A 23,927-nucleotide genomic window follows, 5' to 3' on the forward strand; every position below is an offset into this window, starting at 1 on the left:
GAATCTGAACATAAAATTAATTATGTCCCAAATTTCAATTTTAAAAAATATACAATTAGGCAAAAAATCATTTCCACTCGAAAATCCAGATGCGGAAATGTGTTTTAGTTTCTACTGTGGAAATGGCGAAATACAACACAAAGCAGTTATTTCTTTCGGAAAATCAAATTTATTGAGTTCATTACTCGAAGCTGGTCAGCTCACAAATCATGATTTAAACCAAATCAACATCGACAAACTATTAACTTTAGGAAATCAAAATAGCTTTTCTTTTTGCAGATATCAAATATGTAATTTCAATGAATGCAACAACGATTATCTTATCATTTTTGACATTAATGAGTACAGGGATTACTATAGTTGTTTTATATATTCGGTTTTACAAATAGAAAAACAAGTCATTATTAAAAACTAAACCACTAATAATTAACACATAAAACACTAAAGAAATATTTATTTGAACTCATTTTAAACTAAACTTAAATACACGCAAAAAATATCATTTCGATTATATTTGCACCACCTCAAATTTAAAATCGAAATAAAATGCAAACATCGAAATACACGAAGATAGCAGTAGTTGCACTGGTGCTTTTGTTTTTAGCGTTAAGCGTAATTAGCTGCAGCACGCATGTACATACAAGCGCACCAGCACCAGCGCCAAAAGCAAAAAAAGTACCGCCAGGACAAGCTAAAAAAATGTCAGGAAGCAAAAGTGCCAAAGCTTATGCTCCAGGACAACAAAATAAAAATTAAATCAAAAAAGCCTTCTGAAAAACCAGAAGGCTTTTGTTTTCTTTAAAGTTTAAAGTCGTTAAATTTTACGATCTCATTTATTTTTTTACTGCCTTTTTTGTCACCTTCAACAAGTAAGTTCCTTCCGGCAACTCATCAATATTAGAAGCATTACTACCATTTATTTTTCTTCCTTGAGAAAAAACTTCGATTACTTTTTCTGTATTTGCTTCTGCACTTGAGGTTGCAACTGCGTTTTTTGGAGGATTTTGAGTTTTTACTGGTGAAGATGCAACTTTTTTATCATTTGAAACCGTTTCAGCTTTTGCACTTCCAGCTGGTTTTGAGCTGTTGTATGATTCCAAAACTTGTTCATCAGTCATTGCAACATTATAAATTTTTAGGTCATCTATATCAGCATTAAGAGTTGTAGTTGTATTAATTTGTCCTAATCTCAAAACATAACCTTTAGTAGCGCGCAAAATTCCGCTTGCTGATTTTAATAATTCACCATTACGGTATATTTTAGAATTATTCCCATCATACGTAATATTGTATTGGTACCAAACTTCTTTTTGAAGCGGCACTGAAGCAATAAGATTGTTTGTGTCGCCCCAACCTACTAAACTCACATCTGAGTTTCCAGCAACAACAGGTTGCTGCAATAAACCAAAAAATTGAGAATTCGATGGCGTACCATAACCAAAAACATAATTCGCAGAAGCAACATTATTAAATTTTATCCAAAAAGATATTGATCGAGGTTTGTTATCCTGCGGAAGCTCTCCAACCATTCCTTGCAACACTTTATTCGTAATGCGCTGTGCTGCTTTAGCTGTTCCCATTCTGTCTGCAACAAAATTAGGAGTTCCTAATAATGAAATTGAATTATCAGCACTATTCAAAGTTCCGTTGAAAGTAAATTCCTGAATAGGATTTTGGGCATTAGAAGTTAAAAAAGTTACAAACATTAACGTAAGTAATAATTTTTTCATGGTTAGGATTTTTGGAGATTTGGGGTTATATCTTTTTACTTAAATAATTTTTTAATTTATTATGAATAGAATCATTTTAAAACAAAAACGTTTCCTAATGTTCGCTAAATAATTTTATTTATTTGTTAAAATTATAAATTTAATTCAAAGTCGCAAAACATTTGTCGGTAACGAGTACGATATTCTTATTAAAATTCGGAAAAATAAAAAAAGAAAGAAGTTTTTCTTACTATTTGTAAAAACATATTTACAAAAAAGACAGTGGTAATAAAAAAAAACCTTCTGAAATTCAAAAGGCTTTTTCTACTATCCAAAATAAATTGCTTACTAAACAACATGATAAAAAAAAAAAAAAAAAACTAAAAACTAACTATTAACTATTAACCACATTTTTAAATCTTATTTCGATGTCAATTTGTTTGCGGGAGCATTTGTAATTTTCAACAAATAAGTTCCCTCTGGCAAATCTTTAATGCTCATTGAATTATTTTCAAGAACCTTTTGTCCTTGTGAATAAACCTCAACACTTTTTTGTCCACCATTTACATCGCTGTTTCTAATAATTGCGTTTGACTGCGTAGTTTTAACCGCAACTTTAGCTTTTCCAGTAGCAGTCTTTGCAGGGACTGTTTTAGGAGCCACTTGCTCAACCGCTACCGCAATTATAGGCTTTGTTTCTTCATAAAGCGCTGCTACTTGCTCATCTGTCATCGCGACACTATATATTTTTAGGTCGTCAATATCAGCATTGATGCCTACAGTCGTATTGATTTCACCTAATCTAAAGATATTGCCTTTTGTAGCACGTGTTAAACCACTCATCGATTTCAACAGTACTCCGTCACGGTAAATTTTTGAAACTGTTCCGTCATAAGTTATCGTATATTGATACCAAGCTCCTTTTACTAATGGAACAGAAACAATCACATCGTTGCTTGCACCCCATCCAGACAAACTTAAATCTGAATTTGATGAAACTGCAGCTTTTTGAAGCAAGCCATAATATTGTCCGTTATAAGCAGTTCCATAACCTAAAATGTAATTTGCTTTAGAAATATCATTCAGTTTTACCCAAACACTAATTGTTCTAGCTGTATTATTTTGAGGAAGATCATCAATTACAGCTTCTAAAGATTTATTAACCAGACGCTGTGCGCCATTAATATTCCCCATTCGATCTGGAACAAAATTATTTGTTCCCATGAACGTAATGGTATTTTGAGTATTATTTAAAGTATTGTTGAAGTTAAATTCCTGAATAGGATTTTGCGCAGTAGCATTCAAATAACTTACAAACATCAAAGAAAGTAGTAATTTTTTCATAGCGATAGATTTAGGAGATTAAACAACTTTGTGTCATTTTAACACTGCTAAACTATATTTTTATGCTTTTTAGCGAAAATTTTTTCGACAACGAACCTAAAAACTCGTTAAAATAACCAAAATTGATGATTTTTAACGGTCAATTGTATTTATTTATACTCTCAACAATATTATTAAAAAAATAAATTTACTTCAATCAAAACAAATGTTTCTTACGTATAAATACGGTATTTATAAAAATCTATTAAATATTCAAACATAACATCTTTTGCAGAATTAGATGTTTTTTACTTTTTCAAAATATCCTTAGGACTATATTCAAAAAAAAAACTCCATCACAAAAGGATGGAGTTTTTTATATTTCTAAAAATTGTTTTTATTTAACAAATTCAACTTTTTGAACTTCTTCTTCGTTAATGCTGTCAAAGAATCCTTGTTCATTCATCCAGTCATCACTAAATACTTTACTCATGTAACGAGAACCGTGATCTGGGAAAATAGCAATGATATTGCTGTCTTTTGTAAACTCACCTTCTTCAGCATATTGTTTGATTGCCTGCATTACTGCTCCAGATGTATATCCAACAAACAAACCTTCTTTGCGAGTGATCTCTCTTGCAGAGTGCGCACTTTCTTCGTCGGTTACTTTCATGAATTTATCAATAATATCAAAATCTGTAGCTGACGGAATCAAATTTTTCCCTAAACCTTCAATTCTATAAGGATAAATCTCCTTGTTATCGAATTCTCTTGTTTCGTGGTATTTCTTTAATACAGAACCAAAAGCATCAACTCCAAGAATTCTGATATTAGGATTTTTCTCTTTTAAGAATTTTGCAGTTCCAGAGATTGTTCCTCCTGTTCCGCTGCAAGCAATTAAGTGCGTGATTTTTCCTTTTGTCTGTTCCCAGATTTCAGGACCGGTAGTGTTGTAGTGTGCATCAATATTCAATTGATTGAAATATTGATTAATATAAACAGAACCTTTTGTTTCTTCGTGTAGACGTTTAGCTACGTTGTAATAGGATCTTTCGTCATCTGCTGAAACGTGTGCCGGGCAAACATAAACTTTTGCTCCTAGGCTTCTCAACATGTCAATTTTATCTTTTGACGATTTTGAACTTACTGCTAAAATACAGTTATAACCTTTAATAATGCTGACCATTGCCAAACTGAATCCGGTATTTCCAGATGTAGTTTCAATAATCGTATCACCTGGCGATAAGATTCCTTTTCTCTCGGCTTCTTCAATAATATATAACGCGATTCTATCTTTTGAGGAATGACCTGGATTAAAAGCTTCTACCTTTGCGTAGAAATTTCCTTCTAACTCTTCGGTGATTTTATTTAGCTTAATAAGTGGGGTGTTACCTATTAATTCTAAAACATTATTATAAGCATTTATTTCTTCTTTCATAAAAAAATAGTTAATCAGAGGTCTTTTTAAAAACCCCGATAGGTTGCAAATTTAACAAAATTTTTCTAATTAGCTTTTAATTTTCTCTAAATCTAATAAAAAACTAAATTCCTTTGCTAAGTCCTTCAAAGCCTCAAAACGACCCGAAGCTCCACCATGTCCAGCGTCCATATTAGTATCTAAAAACAAAAGTTTATCGTTTGTTTTCATATTCCTCAATTTGGCTACCCATTTGGCTGGCTCCCAATATTGTACCTGAGAATCATGCAATCCTGTAGATACATACATATTTGGATAATCTTGCGCTTTTATATTATCGTATGGTGAGTACGATAACATATAATCATAATACTTTTTATTGTTCGGGTTTCCCCATTCGTCGTATTCTCCTGTTGTTAACGGAATAGTGTCATCTAACATTGTTGTAATAACATCAACAAAAGGCACCTGAGCAATTACTCCGCTGTATAATTGTGGAGCTTCATTTATGATAACTCCCATCAAAAGTCCTCCTGCTGATCCTCCTTCTGCATACAAATGTTCAGAAGAAGTATATTTCTCGTTTATTACAAATTTAGAGCAATCGATGAAATCTGTAAAGGTATTTTTCTTTTTTAACAGTTTTCCGTCTTCATACCATTGTCTTCCCAAGTCCTCTCCCCCTCTAATATGTGCGATCGCGTAAACAAATCCGCGGTCTAAGAGCGAAAGTCTAGTCGAAGAGAAATAGGCATCCATTGTGATACCATAAGAGCCATAAGCATATAATAAAAGCGGATTTTTGCCATTTTTCTCCAATCCTTTTCTGTAAATCATCGAAATTGGCACTTTTACTCCGTCTCTGGCTGTTGCCCAAACGCGTTCTTCAATGTAATTTTCTTTATCAAACTTTCCTCCTAAAACCTGTTGTTCTTTTAATATTTCTTTGGTTTTAGTTTTCATATTAAAATCAATTACCGATGATGGCGTTGCAAGCGATTGATAGCTGTAACGCAAAATATCGGTATCAAAATCAACATTTGTTGTCGTGTAAGCGTTGTACGTTTCACTTCCAAAAGGCAAATAATAATCCGGCTCGCCATTCCACGGCATAATTCGGATATGATTTAAACCGTTTGAACGCTCCTCTACAACTAAATAGTTTTTAAAGATTTCAATATCTTCTAATAAAACATCTTCTCTATGCGGAATAACATCTACCCAGTTTCTTTTTCCTGTTTTATTTTCAGGCGTTTTCATCAATTTGAAATTAGTCGCTTTATCTTTATTGGTCAAAACATAAAACGAATCTTCATAATGCGAAATACTATATTCCAAGCCACGTACGCGTGTCTGAAACACTTCAAATTCGCCGTCTGGATTATCTGAATTCAAAATCCTGTATTCCGTCGTCAATGTACTTCCAGAACTGATTACAATGTATTTTTTTGATTTTTCTTTATGTACCGAAACATTAAAAGTGTCATCTACTTCATTATAAACCAAAACATCATCTTTAGAATCTGTATTTAATTTATGTCTGAAAATCTTGTCAGCTCTTAAAGTAACTTCGTCTTGTCTGGTGTAAAACAAAGTATTATTATCATTTGCCCAAACCGAGCTTCCTGTTGCATTTTCGATTTTATCTGAAAGAATTTCTCCAGTTTCTAGATTTTTAACCTGAACGGTATAAATTCTTCTTCCGACAATATCAATTCCAAAACTCGCAAATTTATTATCCGGACTGATGCTTAAACCGCCTAATTTGAAATAAGCATGTCCTTTTGCCAATTCGTTGCAGTTGAATAAAATTTCTTCATCTGCCGAAAGGCTTCCTTTTTTTCTGGCAAAAATGGGATAATCCTGCCCTGTTTCGAAACGTGTGATATAGAAATATCCATTATAAAAATAAGGAACAGATGAATCGTCTTCCTTTATTCTGCTTTTCATTTCCTCATACAATGATTCTTGCAAATCTTTAGTATGAGCGGTCATATTTTGATAATATTCGTTCTCTTTATTCAGATAATCAATTACTTCTGAATTTTCGCGGTCATTCAGCCAAAAATAATTGTCAATTCTGGTTTCTTTATGCTTTTTGAGTTTTTTTGGAATTTCTTTCGCCTTTGGGGCTAGTATATTGTTTTGCATTGATTGAGCATTTATTTTTAAATACGGAAAGGCAAAAGTAGTACAATCAAAACAGAACGAAAATTAATTTTTTCATAAAATATTCTATTGATTTACCATAGCAATATACTAATTTTGTCTGAAATAATTTAAAAAAGCAAGAAAAATGGATTTAATGGGAATGATGGGCAAACTTAAAGAAACCCAGCAAAAAATTGAAGATACAAAGAAACGCTTAGATACTGTTTTAATTGACGAACAAAGCGCTGACGGATTATTGAAAATTACAATTACTGCAAGCCGAAAAATCAAAACAATCTCTGTTGATGATTCGCTTTTAGAAGATAAAGAACAATTAGAAGATTATTTAATCGTAACATTAAATAAAGCAATTGAAAAAGCAACAAACATCAACGAAAGAGAACTTGACGCTGTAGCAAAAATGGACATGCCGATGATTCCTGGGATGGATAATCTTTTTAAATAAGGGACAAAGGTTCAAAGTCACAAAGTGACAAAGGCTTTTATCGCAAAAAAAAAAAAAAGACGCACTATTTTGTGCGTCTTTTTTTTTGCTTTGTTACTTTGTTACTTTGTTACTTTGTCGCTATGTATCTTTGATCAAATTTTCGAAAAAATCTCCATTACATATGTATGCATTACTTCTTTATAGTCTAAATGCGTAACGATTCGGAGTTTATTGTGACCTAATGAACTTATAAGGATGTTTTTTTGTTTTAACTTTTCGATTAAAAGTGTATCACTGTAGCCTTCTGCTAAAGAAAAAATTAGGATGTTAGTTTCAACAGGCTCTACAGAAGCAATCCATGATTTTGTACTTAAGATTGCACCAATTTCTTTTGCTCTGCGGTGATCTTCAGCCAATCTTTCGATATTATTTGCCAAAGCATACAATCCTGCCGCCGCCAAATAACCAACTTGACGCATTCCTCCGCCCAATATCTTCCTGATTCTCAACGCTCTGTGAATATCAGCTTTGCTTCCAAGGAGTACTGAACCAATTGGCGCACCTAATCCTTTGGACAAACAAACTGAAATCGTATCAAAAATTGCCCCGAATTCCTTCGGATTTTGTCTTTTAGCAACTAATGCGTTCCAAATTCTCGCCCCATCTAAATGGAATTTTAAATTATTGGCATCGCATACTCTTTTAATTTCTCTTAAATCCTCCAATTCATAACAAGCTCCTCCTCCTTTGTTGGTGGTATTTTCAACACAAACCAAACTTGTTAACGGACTATGATAAAATTCGGGATCATTAATTGCTGCAGCAACTTGCGAAGCATTGATCATACCACGGTGGCCATCCAATAAACAGCAAGAAACACCGCTGTTGAACGAAACCCCTCCTCCTTCATAATGAAAAACATGTGCATATTTATCTGCAATCAACTGTTCGCCCGGCTGGGTATGAAGTTTAATAGCAGTTTGATTTGCCATAGTTCCAGACGGAAAAAAAAGTCCAGCTTCCATACCAAAAAACTCGGCTACTCTTGTCTCTAATTCGATAACCGTAGGATCCTGTTTGTATACATCATCACCAACTTGCGCATTGAACATATACTGCAGCATTTCATATGTTGGTTTTGTAATGGTATCGCTAACTAAATTTATTTCCATATAAAACTGATATCTTTTTTTTGGACAGCAAAATTACGTATTACTGTTATTTATTAATCGTAAGTTTTAATAAATTTTAACTTTCGATTACTATATAACCAAATTAACGTTTTATTTATAAAAAACATATAAATCTAACATTAATAATTTAAAAATTGATTTGTCATATTTCAATTCTTTTCTTTAAAATGAAAATCAGCTTTCTATTATCACAAAAAAACAAAGCAAAGCCATTATACTTCAATCACTTATACAAGTAAGATTGTATTCTAAATTTTTTGTCATATTCTGAAAACTAAATCTTATTTTTGTAAAAGGAAATTTCACTAAACAACTATAGTAATTTCTGCAAAAAACATTTAAAACTACTTATTAATTTATGACAACAGCCGAACAAGTAAAAGGTATTGTGGAGCGCCTTGGTGCGTTGAGGAGGTATCTTTGACGTTGATGCCAAGCTAATCGAAATTGCAAACGAAGAAGAAAAAACTTTTGCGCCTGATTTTTGGAACAATCCAAAAGAAGCCGAAAATCTTGTAAAAAATCTTCGAAACAAGAAAAAATGGATTGAAGATTATGACAAAGCCGTATCACTGACAGAGGAATTACAGCTGGCTTATGATTTTTACAAAGAAGGTGAACTTTCTGTAGATGAATTAGATGAACAATACAATGTGGCACAATCGCACATTGAGAACATCGAATTCAAAAATATGCTTTCTGACGAAGGCGACAGCTTAAGTGCCGTAGTACAAATTACTGCTGGAGCTGGAGGAACTGAAAGTTGCGACTGGGCAGGAATGCTGATGCGTATGTACATGATGTGGGGCGAAAGTTATGGTTATAAAATCAAAGAACTTAACTTTCAAGAAGGCGACGTTGCCGGAATCAAAACGGTTACTTTAGAATTTGAAGGCGATTATTCTTTCGGATATTTAAAAGGAGAAAATGGAGTTCACCGTTTGGTCCGAATTTCACCTTTTGACAGTAATGCAAAACGTCATACTTCGTTCGTATCGGTTTACGTTTATCCGCTTGTAGATGACAGTATTGAAATCGACATTAATCCTGCTGATATCGAGATTACAACTTCTCGTTCGAGTGGTGCTGGTGGTCAGAACGTAAATAAAGTTGAAACTAAAGTTCAATTGGTTCACAAACCAACTGGAATTCAAATTCAATGTTCTGAAACGCGTTCGCAACAAGACAACAGACAACGTGCCATGCAAATGCTTCGTTCTCAATTGTATGAAATCGAATTAAAGAAACAACAAGCACAACGTGCCGATATTGAAGCCGGAAAAATGAAAATTGAATGGGGTTCGCAAATTCGTAACTACGTAATGCAACCTTATAAATTAGTAAAAGATGTTCGTACAGGCTATGAAACCAGCGACGTTGATGGTGTAATGAACGGAAATATCGACCCATTCCTTAAAGCATATTTAATGATGATGGGACAGAAAGAAGAGGAATAGTATTCAGTCACAATTTACAGTCACAGTAAACTCGAAACCTGAAACTCGAAACCTGAAACTCGAAACAAAAAAACAACCAGTTATGATAAAATGGGCCGATGTAATTCATTTTACAAATAAAGGAAATCCTGCTCCAGACAAAAGAGTAGAAAAAACAGAAGATGAATGGAAACAAATTCTGACTCCAGAAGAATTTCAAGTGACTCGATTGAAGGGAACTGAAAGATCTTTTAGTTCAGAGTTATGCAGTTTATTTGATCCGGGAATTTATGAATGCAAATGTTGTGCGACAGTTCTTTTTGATGCAAGTGAAAAATTTGAATCGGGAACTGGATGGCCATCGTTTACACAACCAATCAAAGAAAATGCAATTGCATACCATGCTGACCGTTCATACGGAATGGTTCGCGTTGAGGTGGTTTGCAATGTGTGCGATTCTCATTTAGGCCATGTTTTCCCTGACGGTCCACCTCCAAGCGGTTTGCGTTATTGCATTAACGCTGTTTCCCTTTCTAAAGTAAAATAGTCCAACTATGATCAAATAAAAAAACAGAAGTATTTGCTTCTGTTTTTTTTTTATGCTTTTGCGAAAAATTTCGAATACGACATTTTCGAAATATTCGATTTATTTCAATTGATTTTGTAAATTAGCCAACACTATTTTGTAAAAAAAGCAATATCTCATGGATTTAAACTTCAATAAAAACGAAGATCACAATAAATTACTCCTTTCAGAATTAAAACAAAAATTTGCCAAAGTAAAATTAGGCGGCGGCGAAAAACGAATTGCAAAACTTCATTCTGAAGGAAAAATGACCGCTCGTGAACGCATTGCTTATTTATTGGATGAAAATTCAGAAAATATTGAAATTGGAGGCTTTGCCGGCGAAGGAATGTACAAAGAACATGGCGGATGTCCTTCTGGCGGTGTTGTTGTGAAAATTGGCTATATAAAGGGAAAACAATGTATTGTTGTGGCTAATGATGCTACAGTAAAAGCCGGAGCTTGGTTTCCTATTACCGGAAAGAAAAACCTTCGTGCACAAGAAATCGCCATTGAAAATAGACTTCCTATCATTTATCTTGTTGACAGCGCAGGAGTTTATCTACCAATGCAAGATGAAATTTTTCCAGATAAAGAACATTTCGGACGCATTTTTAGAAATAATGCCCAAATGAGCAGTATGGGAATCACCCAAATCGCTGCCGTTATGGGAAGCTGTGTTGCTGGTGGTGCTTATTTGCCAATTATGAGCGACGAAGCTTTAATTGTCGATAAAACCGGAAGTATTTTCCTGGCGGGAAGTTATTTGGTAAAAGCTGCAATTGGTGAAACTATTGACAATGAAACTTTAGGCGGCGCAACAACACATTGCGAAATCTCTGGAGTTACTGATTATAAAGCTAAAGACGACAAAGATGCTTTAGACAAAATCAAAAATATTGTAGATAAAATTGGTGACTTTGACAAAGCTGGCTATAACCGAATCAAAGCTGAAAAACCGGCTTCAGACCCTAACGATATTTACGGAATTTTGCCTAAAGCTCGTACAGAACAATACGATATGATGGAAATCATCAAACGTTTGGTCGACAATTCTGATTTTGAAGCTTATAAAGAAGGTTACGGCCAATCACTAATAACAGGTTACGCTAGAATTGATGGCTGGGCTGTTGGAATTGTTGCCAATCAGCGAAAAGTGGTAAAAACCAAAAAAGGCGAAATGCAGTTTGGCGGCGTAATTTATTCTGACAGCGCGGATAAAGCCACTCGTTTTATAGCAAATTGCAATCAGAAGAAAATTCCGCTTGTATTTTTACAAGATGTAACCGGTTTTATGGTTGGTTCAAAATCTGAACATGGTGGCATTATAAAAGATGGTGCCAAAATGGTAAATGCAGTCAGTAATTCGGTTGTTCCGAAATTTACCGTAATTGTTGGAAATTCTTATGGTGCAGGAAATTATGCCATGTGCGGAAAAGCGTATGATCCAAGATTAATATTTGCTTGGCCAAGCGCCGAACTTGCCGTAATGGGCGGCACTCAAGCCGCTAAAGTTTTGGCACAAATTGAAGCCTCTTCGCTTAAAGCAAAAGGAGAAATTGTAGATGAAGCTAAAGAAACAGAGCTTTTCAATAAAATAAAAGCAAAATATGACGAGCAGGTTTCTCCTTACTATGCCGCTTCAAGATTATGGACAGACGCCATTATTGACCCGCTTGATACACGTAAATGGATTTCAATGGGAATCGAAGCTGCCAACCATGCTCCTATTCAAAAACCTTTCAATTTAGGCGTAATTCAGGTTTAAGAAATTTCGAAATTCTCAAAACAAGTTAAACAAACACCAAAAAACTCATTTTCAAGCACTTATTTTTAAATATGTGATTAAAATTTTGTAATTTTAATAAACAATTTTTAATCACTTTATGTCATGGAAAATGTAAAAAGCTTGAATAAATGGGCGAATTCGCACACTTATTTGCCAATAGATTTAGTACGTATTGTATTGGGTGTTTTTTTATTTATGAAGGGAGTTTCATTTGTAACAAACGTTCAATATCTGCATGATTTAATTTCTCCAATCGATCAATTTGGAGGCGGAATGTTCTTGCTGCATTATATAGCGCCCGCGCATATGATTGGAGGAATAATGATCGTTTTTGGTCTGCTCACCCGTTGGGCAATTGCCGCACAGCTTCCAATTCTATTCGGAGCCGTTTTAATTAACTTCATGGGAAGAATGCATTCTGAAAGCTTAATCCTTGCAATAGCGGTGTTGGTGCTTTGCATTTTCTTTCTATTCTACGGCGGAGGAAAGCATTCTGCCGACTACTATTTCAAAATGCAACAATAATATATTTTATCCTCAGTTTAAATATTTAGGCTGAGGATAAAACAAAAAAGCATTTTTAAGAAGTAATTAGCACTTCAAAATTTCTTTTATTGTGTTTTATGAACTAAATTCGCCCCCATGAATTGGATTCGTAAAACTGTTTTATTTATTTCTCTTTTGATTATAGGCTTATTTGCTGCTCAAGCAAGTGATGCTCCTATGCAAAAAATCGAAATTGAAAAAACAGATTCCAATTTCTCTAAAGACATTCCAGATTCTTCTGCTTTTATTCAACCGCAAGCTGGTTACCAATTTGCAGCAAGTATTAAAACAGAATATCCTGTTGTAGTAAAATGGTTTGATTCTTTACTCTCAATTGTACCTCAACATGAAGCAGTTAAGTCTGTTTTCAATTTCACCCGTCAATTTTCTACTCAGAGCAAGAAAATTACGCTCATGCTCTATGCTTTCCATTTTTTTTGGTAAATAAATCCGTGAAATTTTAACGCGAAAGACTTTCTTTCACAAATCCTAAACAGTTTTCTAGCCAGAAAACTATTTACAATTTCATAGTATTTATCAAAATAAAATCAAAAATGGAAACAAGTGTAACCATAATTGGTATTGTGATTGCGATTATTGTCGCTATTCCAATCTATTTTTCAGCACGATCGAGCGCTGCAAACAAAGCAAAAATCTTAAACATCAAGAAGAAATTCGATTCTGTAAATCCAGAAAATTTCACCTTGACTGAATCTCAAAGCAACAAAACCCTTACTATAGATCAAAACAATAAAAGATTCATTTTAATGAATTTTAATCCAAATCAGCAGGAATCGACTTATGTGGATTTAAAAACTGTTTCTTCCTGCAAATTGGTTTTGACTACAGATGGAAACTCAGATACAATCTTGAAAATTGATTTCGAATTTCAAGAAAAAGACAATGCTAAAAAAATCAATATTCCGTTCTATGATTTTGATGATGATCGAATCAAACAGATTAGCGCTTATCAAGATCATGTCTTTGCAAAAAAATGGCTTAAAATCATCGAAGATTCTATTTCACGTTAGTTATTTAATTCAGAGAAGAGGCTCAAATTTTGAGTCTCTTTTTTTTTGCAGTATGATATTTATCATTTTAATTTTTAAACTGCCACAGTAATTTTGATGATCTTTAAATGTTTTATTTATGAAAATATCACTGACTCAAAAATATAACGTCCCAGGTCCAAGATACACAAGCTATCCAACTGTTCCGTATTGGAATGAAGAAAATTTCAATTTAGAAAAATGGATAACTTCTTTTCAAAAATCATTTTTAGAAAGCAACGCACAAAACGGAATAAGCCTATATATTCATTTGCCGTTTTGCGAAAGCATGTGTACTTTTTGTGGTTGCAATAAACGAATTACAAAAAATCATTCAGTAGAAGAAAAATACATAGATGCTGTTTTAAAAGAATGGAAACTGTATTGTGAACTTCTTCCAGAAAAACCACTTATCAAAGAAATTCATTTAGGTGGAGGAACGCCAACTTTTTTTTCAGTTAATAATTTAGAAAATCTTATAAATGGCATTTTTAAATTAGCTGACAAAGCAACAAACTATGAATTTAGCTTTGAAGGACATCCTAACAATACTACTTACGAACAACTTAAGACATTATACAATTTAGGCTTTCGCCGAGTTAGTTTTGGCGTTCAAGATTACGCCGAAAAAGTTCAAAAGGCGATTCATCGCATTCAACCTTTTCATAATGTTGCCAAAGTAACTTTTTGGGCAAAAGAAATTGGGTACACTTCGATAAGCCACGATATTATTTTCGGGCTTCCTTTTCAGACTTTAGAAGATGTTGTCGATACAATCGAAAAAACAAATTCACTAAAGCCAGACCGCTTAGCATTTTATAGTTATGCTCATGTGCCGTGGATAAAAGGAAATGGACAAAGAGGTTTTGATGAAGAAAACTTGCCTAAAGATTCTGAAAAAAGAATGCTTTATGAAACTGGTAAAAAACTGCTTTCTGCAAATGGATATCATGAAGTTGGAATGGATCATTTTGCATTGCCTTCTGACAGCTTATTTCACGCAGCGTACAATAAAAAAATGCACAGAAATTTCATGGGATACAGTGCTTCAAAAACACAACTTATGATTGGCTTAGGTGTCTCATCAATCAGTGACAGCTGGTATAGTTTTGCACAAAACACTAAAAACCTTGAAGAGTATTATGAAATCTTGGATTTAAATCAACTCCCTGTCATGAAAGGGCATATTTTGGATGATGAAGATTTAATTATTAGAAAACACATTTTAAATTTAACTTGCGACCTTGAAACTTCTTGGAGCGAAGAATTTTTATCTTTTAAAGAATTGCCTGAAGTTTTATTGGCTCTAAAAGAAATTGAAAATGATGAATTGATTGTAATCGAAGAAAACAGTATTAAAATTACAGAAGCCGGAAGACCTTTTGTCCGTAACATCTGTATGGCTTTTGATTTGCATTTAAAAAGAAAATCACCCGAAACTAATTTGTTTTCAATGACTGTCTAACGATAATCTTTTAATGGCAATTTGGAGACTGCTGAACAAACAAACTCATGTTTGAAGGCGACAAGTAGGGAATTCCTAACCCCAAACCCCTCAAGATAAACAACACACCTATAAAAACAGTGACATATGGAATTGCCTTCTGAATTTTATTTCGGAACGGCAATTTTAATAATGAATGAATGTAAACCACTATGGTCATTAAAGGGATAGTGCCAAATCCATAAAGCAACATATACAGAGTCCCTAAACTGGCACTTTGCATAGCAATTGCTCCAAACAAAGCCACATAAACCATTCCGCAAGGCAGAAATCCGTTTAATAAGCCAATTATAAAAAGTGATTTATACGTTTTCTTCTTAAACTGACTTCCTAAACTCGATTTAATTTTTGAAATTACTTTGTAAACAGGTTTTGAGAAATTATATTTAGCAAATGTTTTTTCAGGAATCAAAACAATGACAATCATCGCTATACCAATAAAAATGGATATTTTTTGCTGTATTCCTGCCATGAAAAAACCACGCCCTAATAAGCCAAAAATAAGACCTATTACAGCATACGCAGTCAATCGTCCTAAATGATAAGTTATAATCTGGGTTACTTTTTTTGCTTCATTTTGATGGTCAACAGGAAGCATAACCGCAATTGGTCCGCACATTCCAACACAATGCAGACTGCTTATAAGACCTAATATGAATGCAGAATATAACATTACATCTAGTTATGAGTTATGAATTTTAATTTATAAGTTTTGACTTTCGACTTTCGACTTTTGACCTTTGACTAAAAAATTAGTTTACGTAGATTACTTCTTTAGTCAAATATTTTGTTCCGTTGTATTGCCATTCCATGTTGACATCCCAACGTCCTTTTATTAATTTATTTTTCGGAATCACTAATGCTGAATTTGTTAAAGCAATTTTAGTGTTAAAATCAAATTTCTTATTCGAAGGTCGGTATAACAATACATTTCCAGTTACTTTATCACTTTCAAAAGTTGCAGGAAAAGCAACTTTTACACCCGCGTCACTAGAAGTAATTGATGGTTTTTGCTGTAAATCATGTGCATTTTGAACGCGAGCCATTTCTTCTTGAAAATGTGAATCATGCTTGTAATATTCTTCCACAACCAAATCATTGTCATACTTTGAATTAGACTGTACCTCAAAAACAAAATACAATATAAAGCTCATAAAAAGAGCAAAAGCTATAACGATTCCAGTTCCCCAATTTATTTTCATAATCGTAGTATTTAATTAAAACTTCTTGGACTTAAAAAGTTTGTTTTTGTAGTTTCAAGCAATTCTTTGCCGTTATAAACTCCAATTTTCACTGTTGTTTTATCGCTTTCTAGAATCGCTTCATTGATTTCTATGAAAAGAGTCCCTTGAGCAGTCTCTTCTCTTTTAATTTTAAAATGCTTGTTTCCAACATTTTTAATTTCTCCTTTTTGGTCAATCAATTCAAAATGAATATCCTTATAATCCTTCATTGTTTTATTAACGATTTTATACGTATAAACATTGCTTATATTCTCGCCTTTATGCTGAAACAATTGTCCTGGTAAACGTAAAATAATGGCCTCAACATTTGTTCTCAAAAATAGCATTCCGACAAAAACACTTAACAAAATGAATAAAACTGCTGTATAGCCTTTCATTCTAGCAGTGAATTTAAAAGGCTCTTTTTTTGCGATTTCATCTTCCGAAGCATAGCGAATTAAACCTTTTGGAAGACCAACGCTTTCCATGATATGGTCACATTCGTCAATACAGGCAGTACAGTTTGTACATTCTAATTGAGTTCCATTTCTTATATCAATTCCCATTGGGCAAACATGCACACATTGAAGACAATCAATACAATCTCCTTTTCCGGTTAAAGCACGATCTTCTTTTTTATTGAATTTTCCGCGTCCGGCTTCTTTTTCGCCACGAACAAAATCGTACGCAACATTAATTGATTTATTATCCAAAAGCACACCTTGAAGTCTTCCATAAGGACAAGCAATAATACAAACTTGCTCACGAAACCAAACAAAAACAAAGTAAAAAACGCTAGTAAAAATAAGTAGTGCGATAAAATTGCTGGCTTGTTTTACAGGACCTTGCTCAATCATTAAAAACAATTGATCGCTTCCTACTAAATAGGCTAAAAACACATTTGCAATACCAAAGGAAATCAAAAAGAAAATAGTCCATTTAAGAAGTCTTTTTCGAATTTTTTCAGCGTCCCATTCTTGTCGAGCTAAACGAGATTGAGAGCCTCGGTCGCCATCGATCCAATATTCAATTCGGCGGAAAACCATTTCCAAAAAAATGGTTTGAGGGCAAATCCAGCCGCAAAAAATCCTTCCAAAAACAACTGTAAACAAGATGATAAAAACAACCCCAACTAACATTGAAATTACAAAAAGATAGAAATCCTGTGGCCAAAACGGAAAACCAAAAATATTAAAACGACGTTCTATAATATTGAACATCATAAACTGATTTCCGTTTATTTTGACAAACGGATTTGCAACTAAAATTGCCAACAAAACATAACTGACAATCTTTCTATAGTCATAGAATTTACCAGACGGTTTTTTAGGAAAAATAAATTTTCGGTTACCGCCTTCATCAATTGTTCCAATGGTATCTCTAAAAGCTTCGTCTGGTAAATTTGACATAATTTTTATTTTTTAACTTCTGTACTATCTTTTGTATTACTTGGTGCTGCATCTTTTTTCGGAGCACTTTCATCTACCCAAACTTCACCTTCCGACTCTTTTGGATCTTTAGGATTGCTTCCTTGTAAAGACAATATATAACTTGCCACTTTTTGAATATCTTTTGGCTTCATACCATTAGTTTTCCAAGAAACCATTCCTTTTCCATCACGACCTCCGTTTGTGATTGTATGGAAAACGTTTTTGATTCCTCCACCTAAAATCCATTTGTCGTCAGTCAAGTTTGGTCCAATTTGCCCTCCAGCATCTGCTCTGTGGCAAGCGGCACAATTTGTCAAGAAAATTTCTTTACCTGCCGCTAAACTTGGTGCATCAGTAAGCAAAACAACTGTCTTTTCATCCATCAAATCTGGAGCAGTTTTTAGATATTCTTCTACATCTATTTTAGCTTGAGCCATTTCTTTTTTCAATTCCGTTTCTTGATCATCTCCACCAAGAATTTCATAGTGCACAAGATAAATAGCACCAAAAATGATACAGATGTAAAATAATCCTACCCACCAAGGCGGTAAATTATTATCAAGCTCTTTGATTCCGTCATAATCATGATCCATCAACAATTCGCCTTCTTTTTCCATAGGCTCTGTTTTGGTCAACTTATGCATCAATTCTTTGAACCAAGTGCTTTCTGTTAAACTCAAACTGTTTTCATACTCCAATTTCGCTTTTTCTTCAGGTGTCATCAATTGGTACAACACCCTATTTACTGCACTAAGTGTAATTTCAATTGCAACCAAAACAAATAGAAATACCAACAAAAAGACCGAAACCATTGGATATTTTATAAAAGCCGGCTTATCGCCTGAATCAATAAAATACTCCATCAAAGCAAAACCGATGAAGAAAATAAGCGGTACTCTTACATATACTGGGAAAAATTTTTTCATTTTATTTATCTTTTGAAATTATACCAAGTCCTCATTTAAAGGAATTTCACTCATTTCTTTAATCTTATCTTTTTTGTATGAAAACACCCAAAGGGCCAATCCTACGAAAAACAAAAAGAAGATCATTAAAGAGAGAATCGGGTAAATTTCTACACCCGATATCGTCTCCATATTGTGTTTTATCTGTTCAAACATAATGCTGTTATTTAGAAGTCTCTTTTACCTTAATATCAGTACCAAGTCTTTGTATGTAAGCAATCAAAGCGACAATTTCTCTTTCGTTCATCGGAACAAATTTTTCGCCTTTAGCTTCTGCTTTCTTTTTGCTATCTGCATAACTTTTTACGAAATCAGGATCATTTTCTAAGCTTTTCTCAATCTTAACAGCTTGATCTCTCAGTGTTTTTTGAGCATTTGCAATTTCAGCTTCTGAATAAGGTACTCCAAGTGAAACCATTGCCTGCATTTTCTTTTGAGTCAATGAAATATCCAACGGTTTGTTGTCAAATAACCATTTATAGCCTGGCATAATTGAACCTGCAGAAGTACTTTGCGGATTCCACATGTGATTGAAGTGCCAGTTGTCATTATACTTGCCACCTACTCTCAGCAAATCTGGACCTGTACGTTTTGATCCCCATAAAAATGGATGATCATAAACAAACTCTCCTGCTTTAGCTTGTGGTCCATAACGCTCTACCTCGCTTCTAAATGGACGTACTGATTGTGAATGACAGCCCACACAACCTTCTCTGATGTATAAATCACGACCTTCAAGCTCTAAAGGCGTATAAGGTTTTACGCTTGAAATGGTCGGTATATTTGATTTTACCATAATGGTTGGTACAATCTGGATAATTCCTCCAATCAAGATTGCAATTGTTGCTAAAATTGTTAATTGAATAGGTTTTCTTTCTAACCAAGTATGGAATTTTTCTCCTCTAAGTCTGTTACCACTTATTGATTGTAATGCTGGAGCTTGTGCTAATTCATCTTCAATTGAATCTCCTGCTTTAATAGTCATTATAATGTTGTATACCAAAGTTAGCATTCCAACAAGATAAAGAGTACCACCAATTGCTCTCATCCAGTATAAAGGCATAATTGCAGTGACTGTTTCAAGGAAATTTCCGTAAGTCAAAGTTCCATCTGGATTAAACTGTTTCCACATAGAGGCTTGCTGGAATCCAGCCACATACATAGGAAGTGCATACAAAATAATACCCAGGGTTCCGATCCAGAAATGGAAATTCGCCAGTTTTTTAGAGAACAAAGTACTTTTTGTCATTCTTGGAATCAACCAATAAATAATAGCAAATGACATAAATCCGTTCCATGCTAATGCTCCTACGTGTACGTGTGCAATAATCCAGTCCGTATAATGCGCGATAGCGTTTACATTTTTGAAAGAAAGCATTGGACCTTCAAAAGTTGCCATTCCGTAACCTGTAATGGCAACAACAAAGAATTTTAAAACAGGTTCTTCACGAACTTTGTCCCATGCACCTCTTAAAGTTAAAAGTCCATTGATCATACCTCCCCAAGATGGAGCGATAAGCATTACTGAGAATACTACACCTAAATTCTGAGCCCAGTTTGGCAAAGCAGAATATAATAAGTGATGTGGTCCAGCCCAAATGTAGATAAAGATTAATGACCAAAAGTGAATAATCGATAATCTATATGAATAAATAGGACGATTTGCGATTTTAGGAACAAAGTAATACATCAATCCTAAAAATGGAGTTGTCAAGAAAAATGCAACCGCATTGTGACCATACCACCACTGTACCAAAGCATCCTGAACGCCCGCGTAAACAGAATAACTTTTTAAAGCAGAAACTGGCAATTCGATGTTATTAAAAATATGAAGTACAGCTACTGTTACAAAGGTGGCCAAATAAAACCAAATTGCAACATATAAGTGTCTTTCTCTTCTGCGCAGCATTGTACCTATCATATTGATTCCCATAACTACCCAAATCACGGCAATTGCAATATCAATAGGCCATTCAAGCTCGGCATATTCTTTTGAAGAAGTATAACCTAATGGCAAAGTTATAGCAGCGGCAACAATAATCAATTGCCAACCCCAGAAATGCAGATTACTTAAAAAATCACTGAACATTCTGGCTTTCAGCAAACGCTGCAGCGAGTAATATAAACCCGCAAAAAAGGCATTCCCTACAAAGGCAAAGATAACTGCATTTGTATGCAAAGGTCTCAATCGGCCATAGCTTAACCAAGAGATTCCATCTGTCATGTTGGGAAAAAGGTACATAACCGCTAAGGTCAGTCCCACTAACATACCTACTACTCCAAAGAGGATAGTGGCATAAATGAATTTTTTTACAATTTTGTTGTCGTAATAAAACTGTTCCATTTCCATAATTATACTTGTTTTTCTTCGGTTGGTGAATTATTTTTCTGGGGAGTAATTTTGGTTTCGTCGTCAAAAAGCATTCTGACAGAAGGCGTATAATCATCATCGTATTGTCCAGATTTGACAGCGATGATAAAAGCAATGAAGAACCCGATTGCTACGAAAATACTAACTGAAATTAATAGATAAATTACACTCATACCTTAAATTTATGTTAACAAAATTAGTAGGTTACTGTTGTATAAAATATGATAATTATCATAGTACAAAGACTTATGATAAATTTAATAAAAAAACTTTTCAGTATTATTTATAATCATTTTAAATTACTGTTACTGAAATAGTTAGACATCAAAGTTACAAAACTTACGATCGTAATTGTGCTCAACGGCATTATGATTGCAGCCACTAAAGGAAGTAAATTTCCAGTGATTGCAAAGGCAAGTCCAACAACATTATAAAGCAGTGACAAAACGAAGCTCATTTTAATAATCAAAATCGATTTATGCGATAATTTTAAAAAATAATCCAATCGCGAAAACTCGTTTGCATCTAAAATTGCATCACAGGCCGGAGAAAAAACATTGACATTTTCTGAAATTGATATCCCTACATTACTTTGTGCTAAAGCCCCGGCATCATTCAAGCCATCGCCAACCATCATAACATTTTGTCCTTCCTCCTGAAGTTTTTTTATGAATTCTAGTTTTTGTTCTGGCTTTTGATTAAAGACAAGTTCTGTTCCGATTGGAAGAATATTTTCTAGATTCGCTCTTTCTCCATCATTGTCTCCCGAAAGCACTTTTAACTTGTAATTTTGGCTTAACGTAGAAAATAACGTTGCAAGGCCATCTCTATATTGATTTTGGAAATTATATTGTCCATAATATATATCATCAATTTTGATATGAAGAGCCGTTTTTTCAATTTCTGAATCATCTAAATCCGGGCTTCCTACAAATTTAGCTGAACCAATTTTTATGGTCTTATTTTCAGTTCTCGCCAATAATCCTTTTCCGGTAATTTCTTCGAATTCATCAATTTTAATTCGTTCTGTTTCGGGCAAAAAATCATACAACATTCTGCTTAAAGGATGATTTGAAGCGCGAAGCACATTTTTCAGCAAAATCATATTTTCATCAGAAATCGCTCTTCCTTCATAGAGAATATTTGACTTTTTATTTGTCGTGATTGTTCCCGTTTTGTCAAAAACAATAGTATCCACTTTTGCTAATTGCTCGATTACCAAAGCATTTTTAAGATACATTTTTTGTTTCCCCATAATTCGGAGGATATTTCCAAAAGTAAATGGAGCTGTTAGGGCAAGCGCGCATGGGCAAGCCACAATTAAAACTGCTGTAAAAACATTGAAAGCCGTATTGGCATCAATAAAAATCCAATAGCAAAATCCTGCAAAAGCGATTAATAATAATATCGGAGTAAAATATCGGCTGATTTTATCGGTAATTGTTTTATGTTTTTGATCTACTTTTTTCTGAAATATCTCATTACTCCATAGTTGCGTAAGATAACTTTGAGAAACTGAATGCAATACTTCCATTTCAATAACTTTCCCAATCTGTTTTCCTCCGGCAAAAACTTTATCTCCTGATTTTTTTGTTATCGGAACAGCTTCACCAGTCACAAAACTGTAATCAATATCAGCTTTTTCGCTAATCAAAATTCCATCAACGGGAATCAATTCTTGATTTCTTATCAATAATCTGTTTCCTTTTAAAACATCATAAATAGGAACGCTTTCTTCTGAAGCATCTGAATTAATTCTAGTAACCGCAATCGGGAAATACGATTTAAAATCTCTTTCAAAACTTAAAAAACTATAGGTTTTAATTTGGAACATCTTCCCTAACAACATAAAGAAAACCAAACCTGTTAAGCTGTCAAAAAAACCTCCTCCATAGTTCATGACAATATCAAAAGTGCTTCTAACAAACATGACAATAATTCCTAACGCAATAGGAATATCAATGTTCAGCATTTTTGATTTTATACTTTTATATGCCGAAACATAATAACCGCTTGCTGAATATAAAAAACTCGGCAAAGCCAATAGAAAAATCAAAACTCTGAAAAAAGGCTTATAATTGTCCAACCAAAATTCTTTGATTTCAAAATATTCTGGAAATGAAAGCAACATTATATTTCCAAAGCAAAAGAAAGCTACTCCAAGTTTATAAGTCAAACTTCTATCGACATTGTTCTTTCCCGTTTCATAGTTTTCGAGGCTTATATAAGGCTCATAACCAATTGAACTCAATAAATAAGCAATAGCTTTAAGTGAAACACGTTCAGAATCGAATGTAATTCGGACTTTTTTTTGCGGAAAATTAACTTGAGACATACTGATTCCTGGCTGAATTCTGTTTAGGTTTTCCAGAATCCAAATACAAGAACTGCAATGTATGTGCGGAATATTTAAAGAAACTATGGAAGTATTTCCTTCCTGAAAATCGACGACTTTGGACGTTATTGCTTCATTGTCTAAAAAATCATATTTTCCTTGAATGTCTTGCGGAGTTGCACCTGGCGATTTTTCAAAATCATAATAACAGATTAAATCATGAAGGCTAAAAATTTCATAGACGGTTTTACAGCCGGCACAACAAAACTTCTTCTCATCAAAATTGATTTCTTCATTTTTAGGAATATCGATTCCACAATGAAAACAGCTTTGCTCAGTCATAATTTGTTTCTTTTTTAATGCAACAAATATTCCAAATAAGAATTAACTATAAATATGACATTTATCATATGAAAATGAAATCGAATTCTAATTTAATAAAATAAAATAGGCGAATTACATCCGTCAAATTT

22 protein-coding genes are annotated in these 23,927 nt (G+C 33.7%); 10 read left to right on the plus strand and 12 right to left on the minus strand.

Going from position 1 to position 23,927, the window contains the following annotated elements:
• The first annotated feature begins 22 nt into the window (after nt 1-22).
• Complete coding sequence (locus tag AAYQ19_RS02600; protein WP_343533539.1) at nt 23-415, plus strand: hypothetical protein; 393 nt, start codon at nt 23-25, stop codon at nt 413-415.
• Between the two features lie 131 nt (nt 416-546).
• On the plus strand, nt 547-756 hold the full coding sequence (locus AAYQ19_RS02605; RefSeq protein ID WP_343533541.1) for a hypothetical protein: 210 nt from the start codon (nt 547-549) through the stop codon (nt 754-756).
• Nucleotides 757-833: 77 nt separating this feature from the next.
• On the opposite strand, the gene AAYQ19_RS02610 is transcribed toward AAYQ19_RS02605, so the two are convergent.
• The 4 genes from AAYQ19_RS02610 to AAYQ19_RS02625 form a co-directional block, all read right to left on the minus strand.
• Complete coding sequence (locus AAYQ19_RS02610; protein WP_343533542.1) at nt 834-1,730, minus strand: LamG domain-containing protein; 897 nt, start codon at nt 1,728-1,730, stop codon at nt 834-836.
• Between the two features lie 399 nt (nt 1,731-2,129).
• Nucleotides 2,130-3,053 (minus strand): LamG domain-containing protein, encoded by a 924-nt coding sequence (locus AAYQ19_RS02615; protein WP_343533545.1) that lies wholly within the window; start codon nt 3,051-3,053, stop codon nt 2,130-2,132.
• Nucleotides 3,054-3,429: 376 nt separating this feature from the next.
• On the minus strand, nt 3,430-4,470 hold the full coding sequence (gene capA, locus AAYQ19_RS02620) for a cysteate synthase (RefSeq protein WP_343533547.1): 1,041 nt from the start codon (nt 4,468-4,470) through the stop codon (nt 3,430-3,432).
• 69 nt (nt 4,471-4,539) lie between these two features.
• On the minus strand, nt 4,540-6,600 hold the full coding sequence (locus AAYQ19_RS02625; protein ID WP_343533549.1) for a S9 family peptidase: 2,061 nt from the start codon (nt 6,598-6,600) through the stop codon (nt 4,540-4,542).
• Nucleotides 6,601-6,745: 145 nt separating this feature from the next.
• Between AAYQ19_RS02625 and AAYQ19_RS02630 the strand changes: the two genes are divergently transcribed.
• Nucleotides 6,746-7,066 carry a YbaB/EbfC family nucleoid-associated protein gene (locus AAYQ19_RS02630; RefSeq protein WP_035648504.1) on the plus strand — a complete coding sequence of 107 codons (321 nt, stop codon included), beginning with the start codon at nt 6,746-6,748 and terminating at the stop codon, nt 7,064-7,066.
• Nucleotides 7,067-7,200: 134 nt separating this feature from the next.
• On the opposite strand, the gene AAYQ19_RS02635 is transcribed toward AAYQ19_RS02630, so the two are convergent.
• On the minus strand, nt 7,201-8,220 hold the full coding sequence (locus AAYQ19_RS02635; protein ID WP_343533553.1) for a threonine aldolase family protein: 1,020 nt from the start codon (nt 8,218-8,220) through the stop codon (nt 7,201-7,203).
• Nucleotides 8,221-8,599: 379 nt separating this feature from the next.
• Between AAYQ19_RS02635 and prfB the strand changes: the two genes are divergently transcribed.
• The 7 genes from prfB (at nt 8,600) to hemN (ending at nt 15,091) form a co-directional block, all read left to right on the plus strand.
• A protein-coding gene (gene prfB / locus AAYQ19_RS02640) for a peptide chain release factor 2 (protein WP_343533555.1) occupies nt 8,600-9,698 on the plus strand; the annotation gives its coding sequence in 2 pieces (ribosomal slippage) (nt 8,600-8,662 and nt 8,664-9,698; 1,098 coding nt in all).
• A gap of 82 nt (nt 9,699-9,780) precedes the next feature.
• Nucleotides 9,781-10,224, plus strand: coding sequence for a peptide-methionine (R)-S-oxide reductase MsrB (msrB, locus tag AAYQ19_RS02645; protein WP_343533557.1), 444 nt, complete (start codon nt 9,781-9,783; stop codon nt 10,222-10,224).
• 157 nt (nt 10,225-10,381) lie between these two features.
• A complete protein-coding gene (locus AAYQ19_RS02650) occupies nt 10,382-12,010 on the plus strand; it encodes an acyl-CoA carboxylase subunit beta (protein WP_343533559.1) in 1,629 nt (542 codons plus the stop codon).
• A gap of 123 nt (nt 12,011-12,133) precedes the next feature.
• Entirely contained in the window at nt 12,134-12,556 is a 423-nt protein-coding gene (locus tag AAYQ19_RS02655; RefSeq protein ID WP_132990232.1) for a DoxX family protein, read from the plus strand.
• Nucleotides 12,557-12,673: 117 nt separating this feature from the next.
• Complete coding sequence (locus tag AAYQ19_RS02660) at nt 12,674-13,021, plus strand: hypothetical protein (RefSeq protein WP_343533563.1); 348 nt, start codon at nt 12,674-12,676, stop codon at nt 13,019-13,021.
• A 110-nt stretch (nt 13,022-13,131) separates the two neighbouring features.
• Nucleotides 13,132-13,608 (plus strand): hypothetical protein, encoded by a 477-nt coding sequence (locus tag AAYQ19_RS02665; protein ID WP_343533565.1) that lies wholly within the window; start codon nt 13,132-13,134, stop codon nt 13,606-13,608.
• A 118-nt stretch (nt 13,609-13,726) separates the two neighbouring features.
• Nucleotides 13,727-15,091 (plus strand): oxygen-independent coproporphyrinogen III oxidase, encoded by a 1,365-nt coding sequence (gene hemN / locus AAYQ19_RS02670; protein WP_343533567.1) that lies wholly within the window; start codon nt 13,727-13,729, stop codon nt 15,089-15,091.
• Between the two features lie 10 nt (nt 15,092-15,101).
• On the opposite strand, the gene AAYQ19_RS02675 is transcribed toward hemN, so the two are convergent.
• The 7 genes from AAYQ19_RS02675 to AAYQ19_RS02710 all read right to left on the minus strand — a co-directional run bounded on the left by AAYQ19_RS02675 (nt 15,102) and on the right by AAYQ19_RS02710 (nt 23,796).
• Nucleotides 15,102-15,803 (minus strand): sulfite exporter TauE/SafE family protein, encoded by a 702-nt coding sequence (locus tag AAYQ19_RS02675; protein WP_343533569.1) that lies wholly within the window; start codon nt 15,801-15,803, stop codon nt 15,102-15,104.
• A gap of 79 nt (nt 15,804-15,882) precedes the next feature.
• On the minus strand, nt 15,883-16,332 hold the full coding sequence (locus AAYQ19_RS02680) for a FixH family protein (protein WP_343533571.1): 450 nt from the start codon (nt 16,330-16,332) through the stop codon (nt 15,883-15,885).
• 11 nt (nt 16,333-16,343) lie between these two features.
• Entirely contained in the window at nt 16,344-17,762 is a 1,419-nt protein-coding gene (gene ccoG, locus AAYQ19_RS02685) for a cytochrome c oxidase accessory protein CcoG (protein WP_343533573.1), read from the minus strand.
• Between the two features lie 5 nt (nt 17,763-17,767).
• Nucleotides 17,768-18,709: a cbb3-type cytochrome c oxidase N-terminal domain-containing protein gene (locus AAYQ19_RS02690; RefSeq protein WP_343533575.1), complete on the minus strand. Its 942-nt coding sequence runs from the start codon at nt 18,707-18,709 to the stop codon at nt 17,768-17,770.
• Nucleotides 18,710-18,911: 202 nt separating this feature from the next.
• Entirely contained in the window at nt 18,912-21,098 is a 2,187-nt protein-coding gene (gene ccoN / locus AAYQ19_RS02700) for a cytochrome-c oxidase, cbb3-type subunit I (RefSeq protein WP_343533579.1), read from the minus strand.
• A gap of 2 nt (nt 21,099-21,100) precedes the next feature.
• Entirely contained in the window at nt 21,101-21,292 is a 192-nt protein-coding gene (gene ccoS / locus AAYQ19_RS02705) for a cbb3-type cytochrome oxidase assembly protein CcoS (protein WP_343533581.1), read from the minus strand.
• A gap of 116 nt (nt 21,293-21,408) precedes the next feature.
• Nucleotides 21,409-23,796, minus strand: a complete 2,388-nt coding sequence (locus AAYQ19_RS02710; protein ID WP_343533583.1) for a heavy metal translocating P-type ATPase — start codon at nt 23,794-23,796, stop codon at nt 21,409-21,411.
• Nucleotides 23,797-23,927 lie beyond the last annotated feature (131 nt).

This window comes from Flavobacterium mesophilum, from assembly GCF_039581405.1.
Lineage (GTDB): Bacteria > Bacteroidota > Bacteroidia > Flavobacteriales > Flavobacteriaceae > Flavobacterium.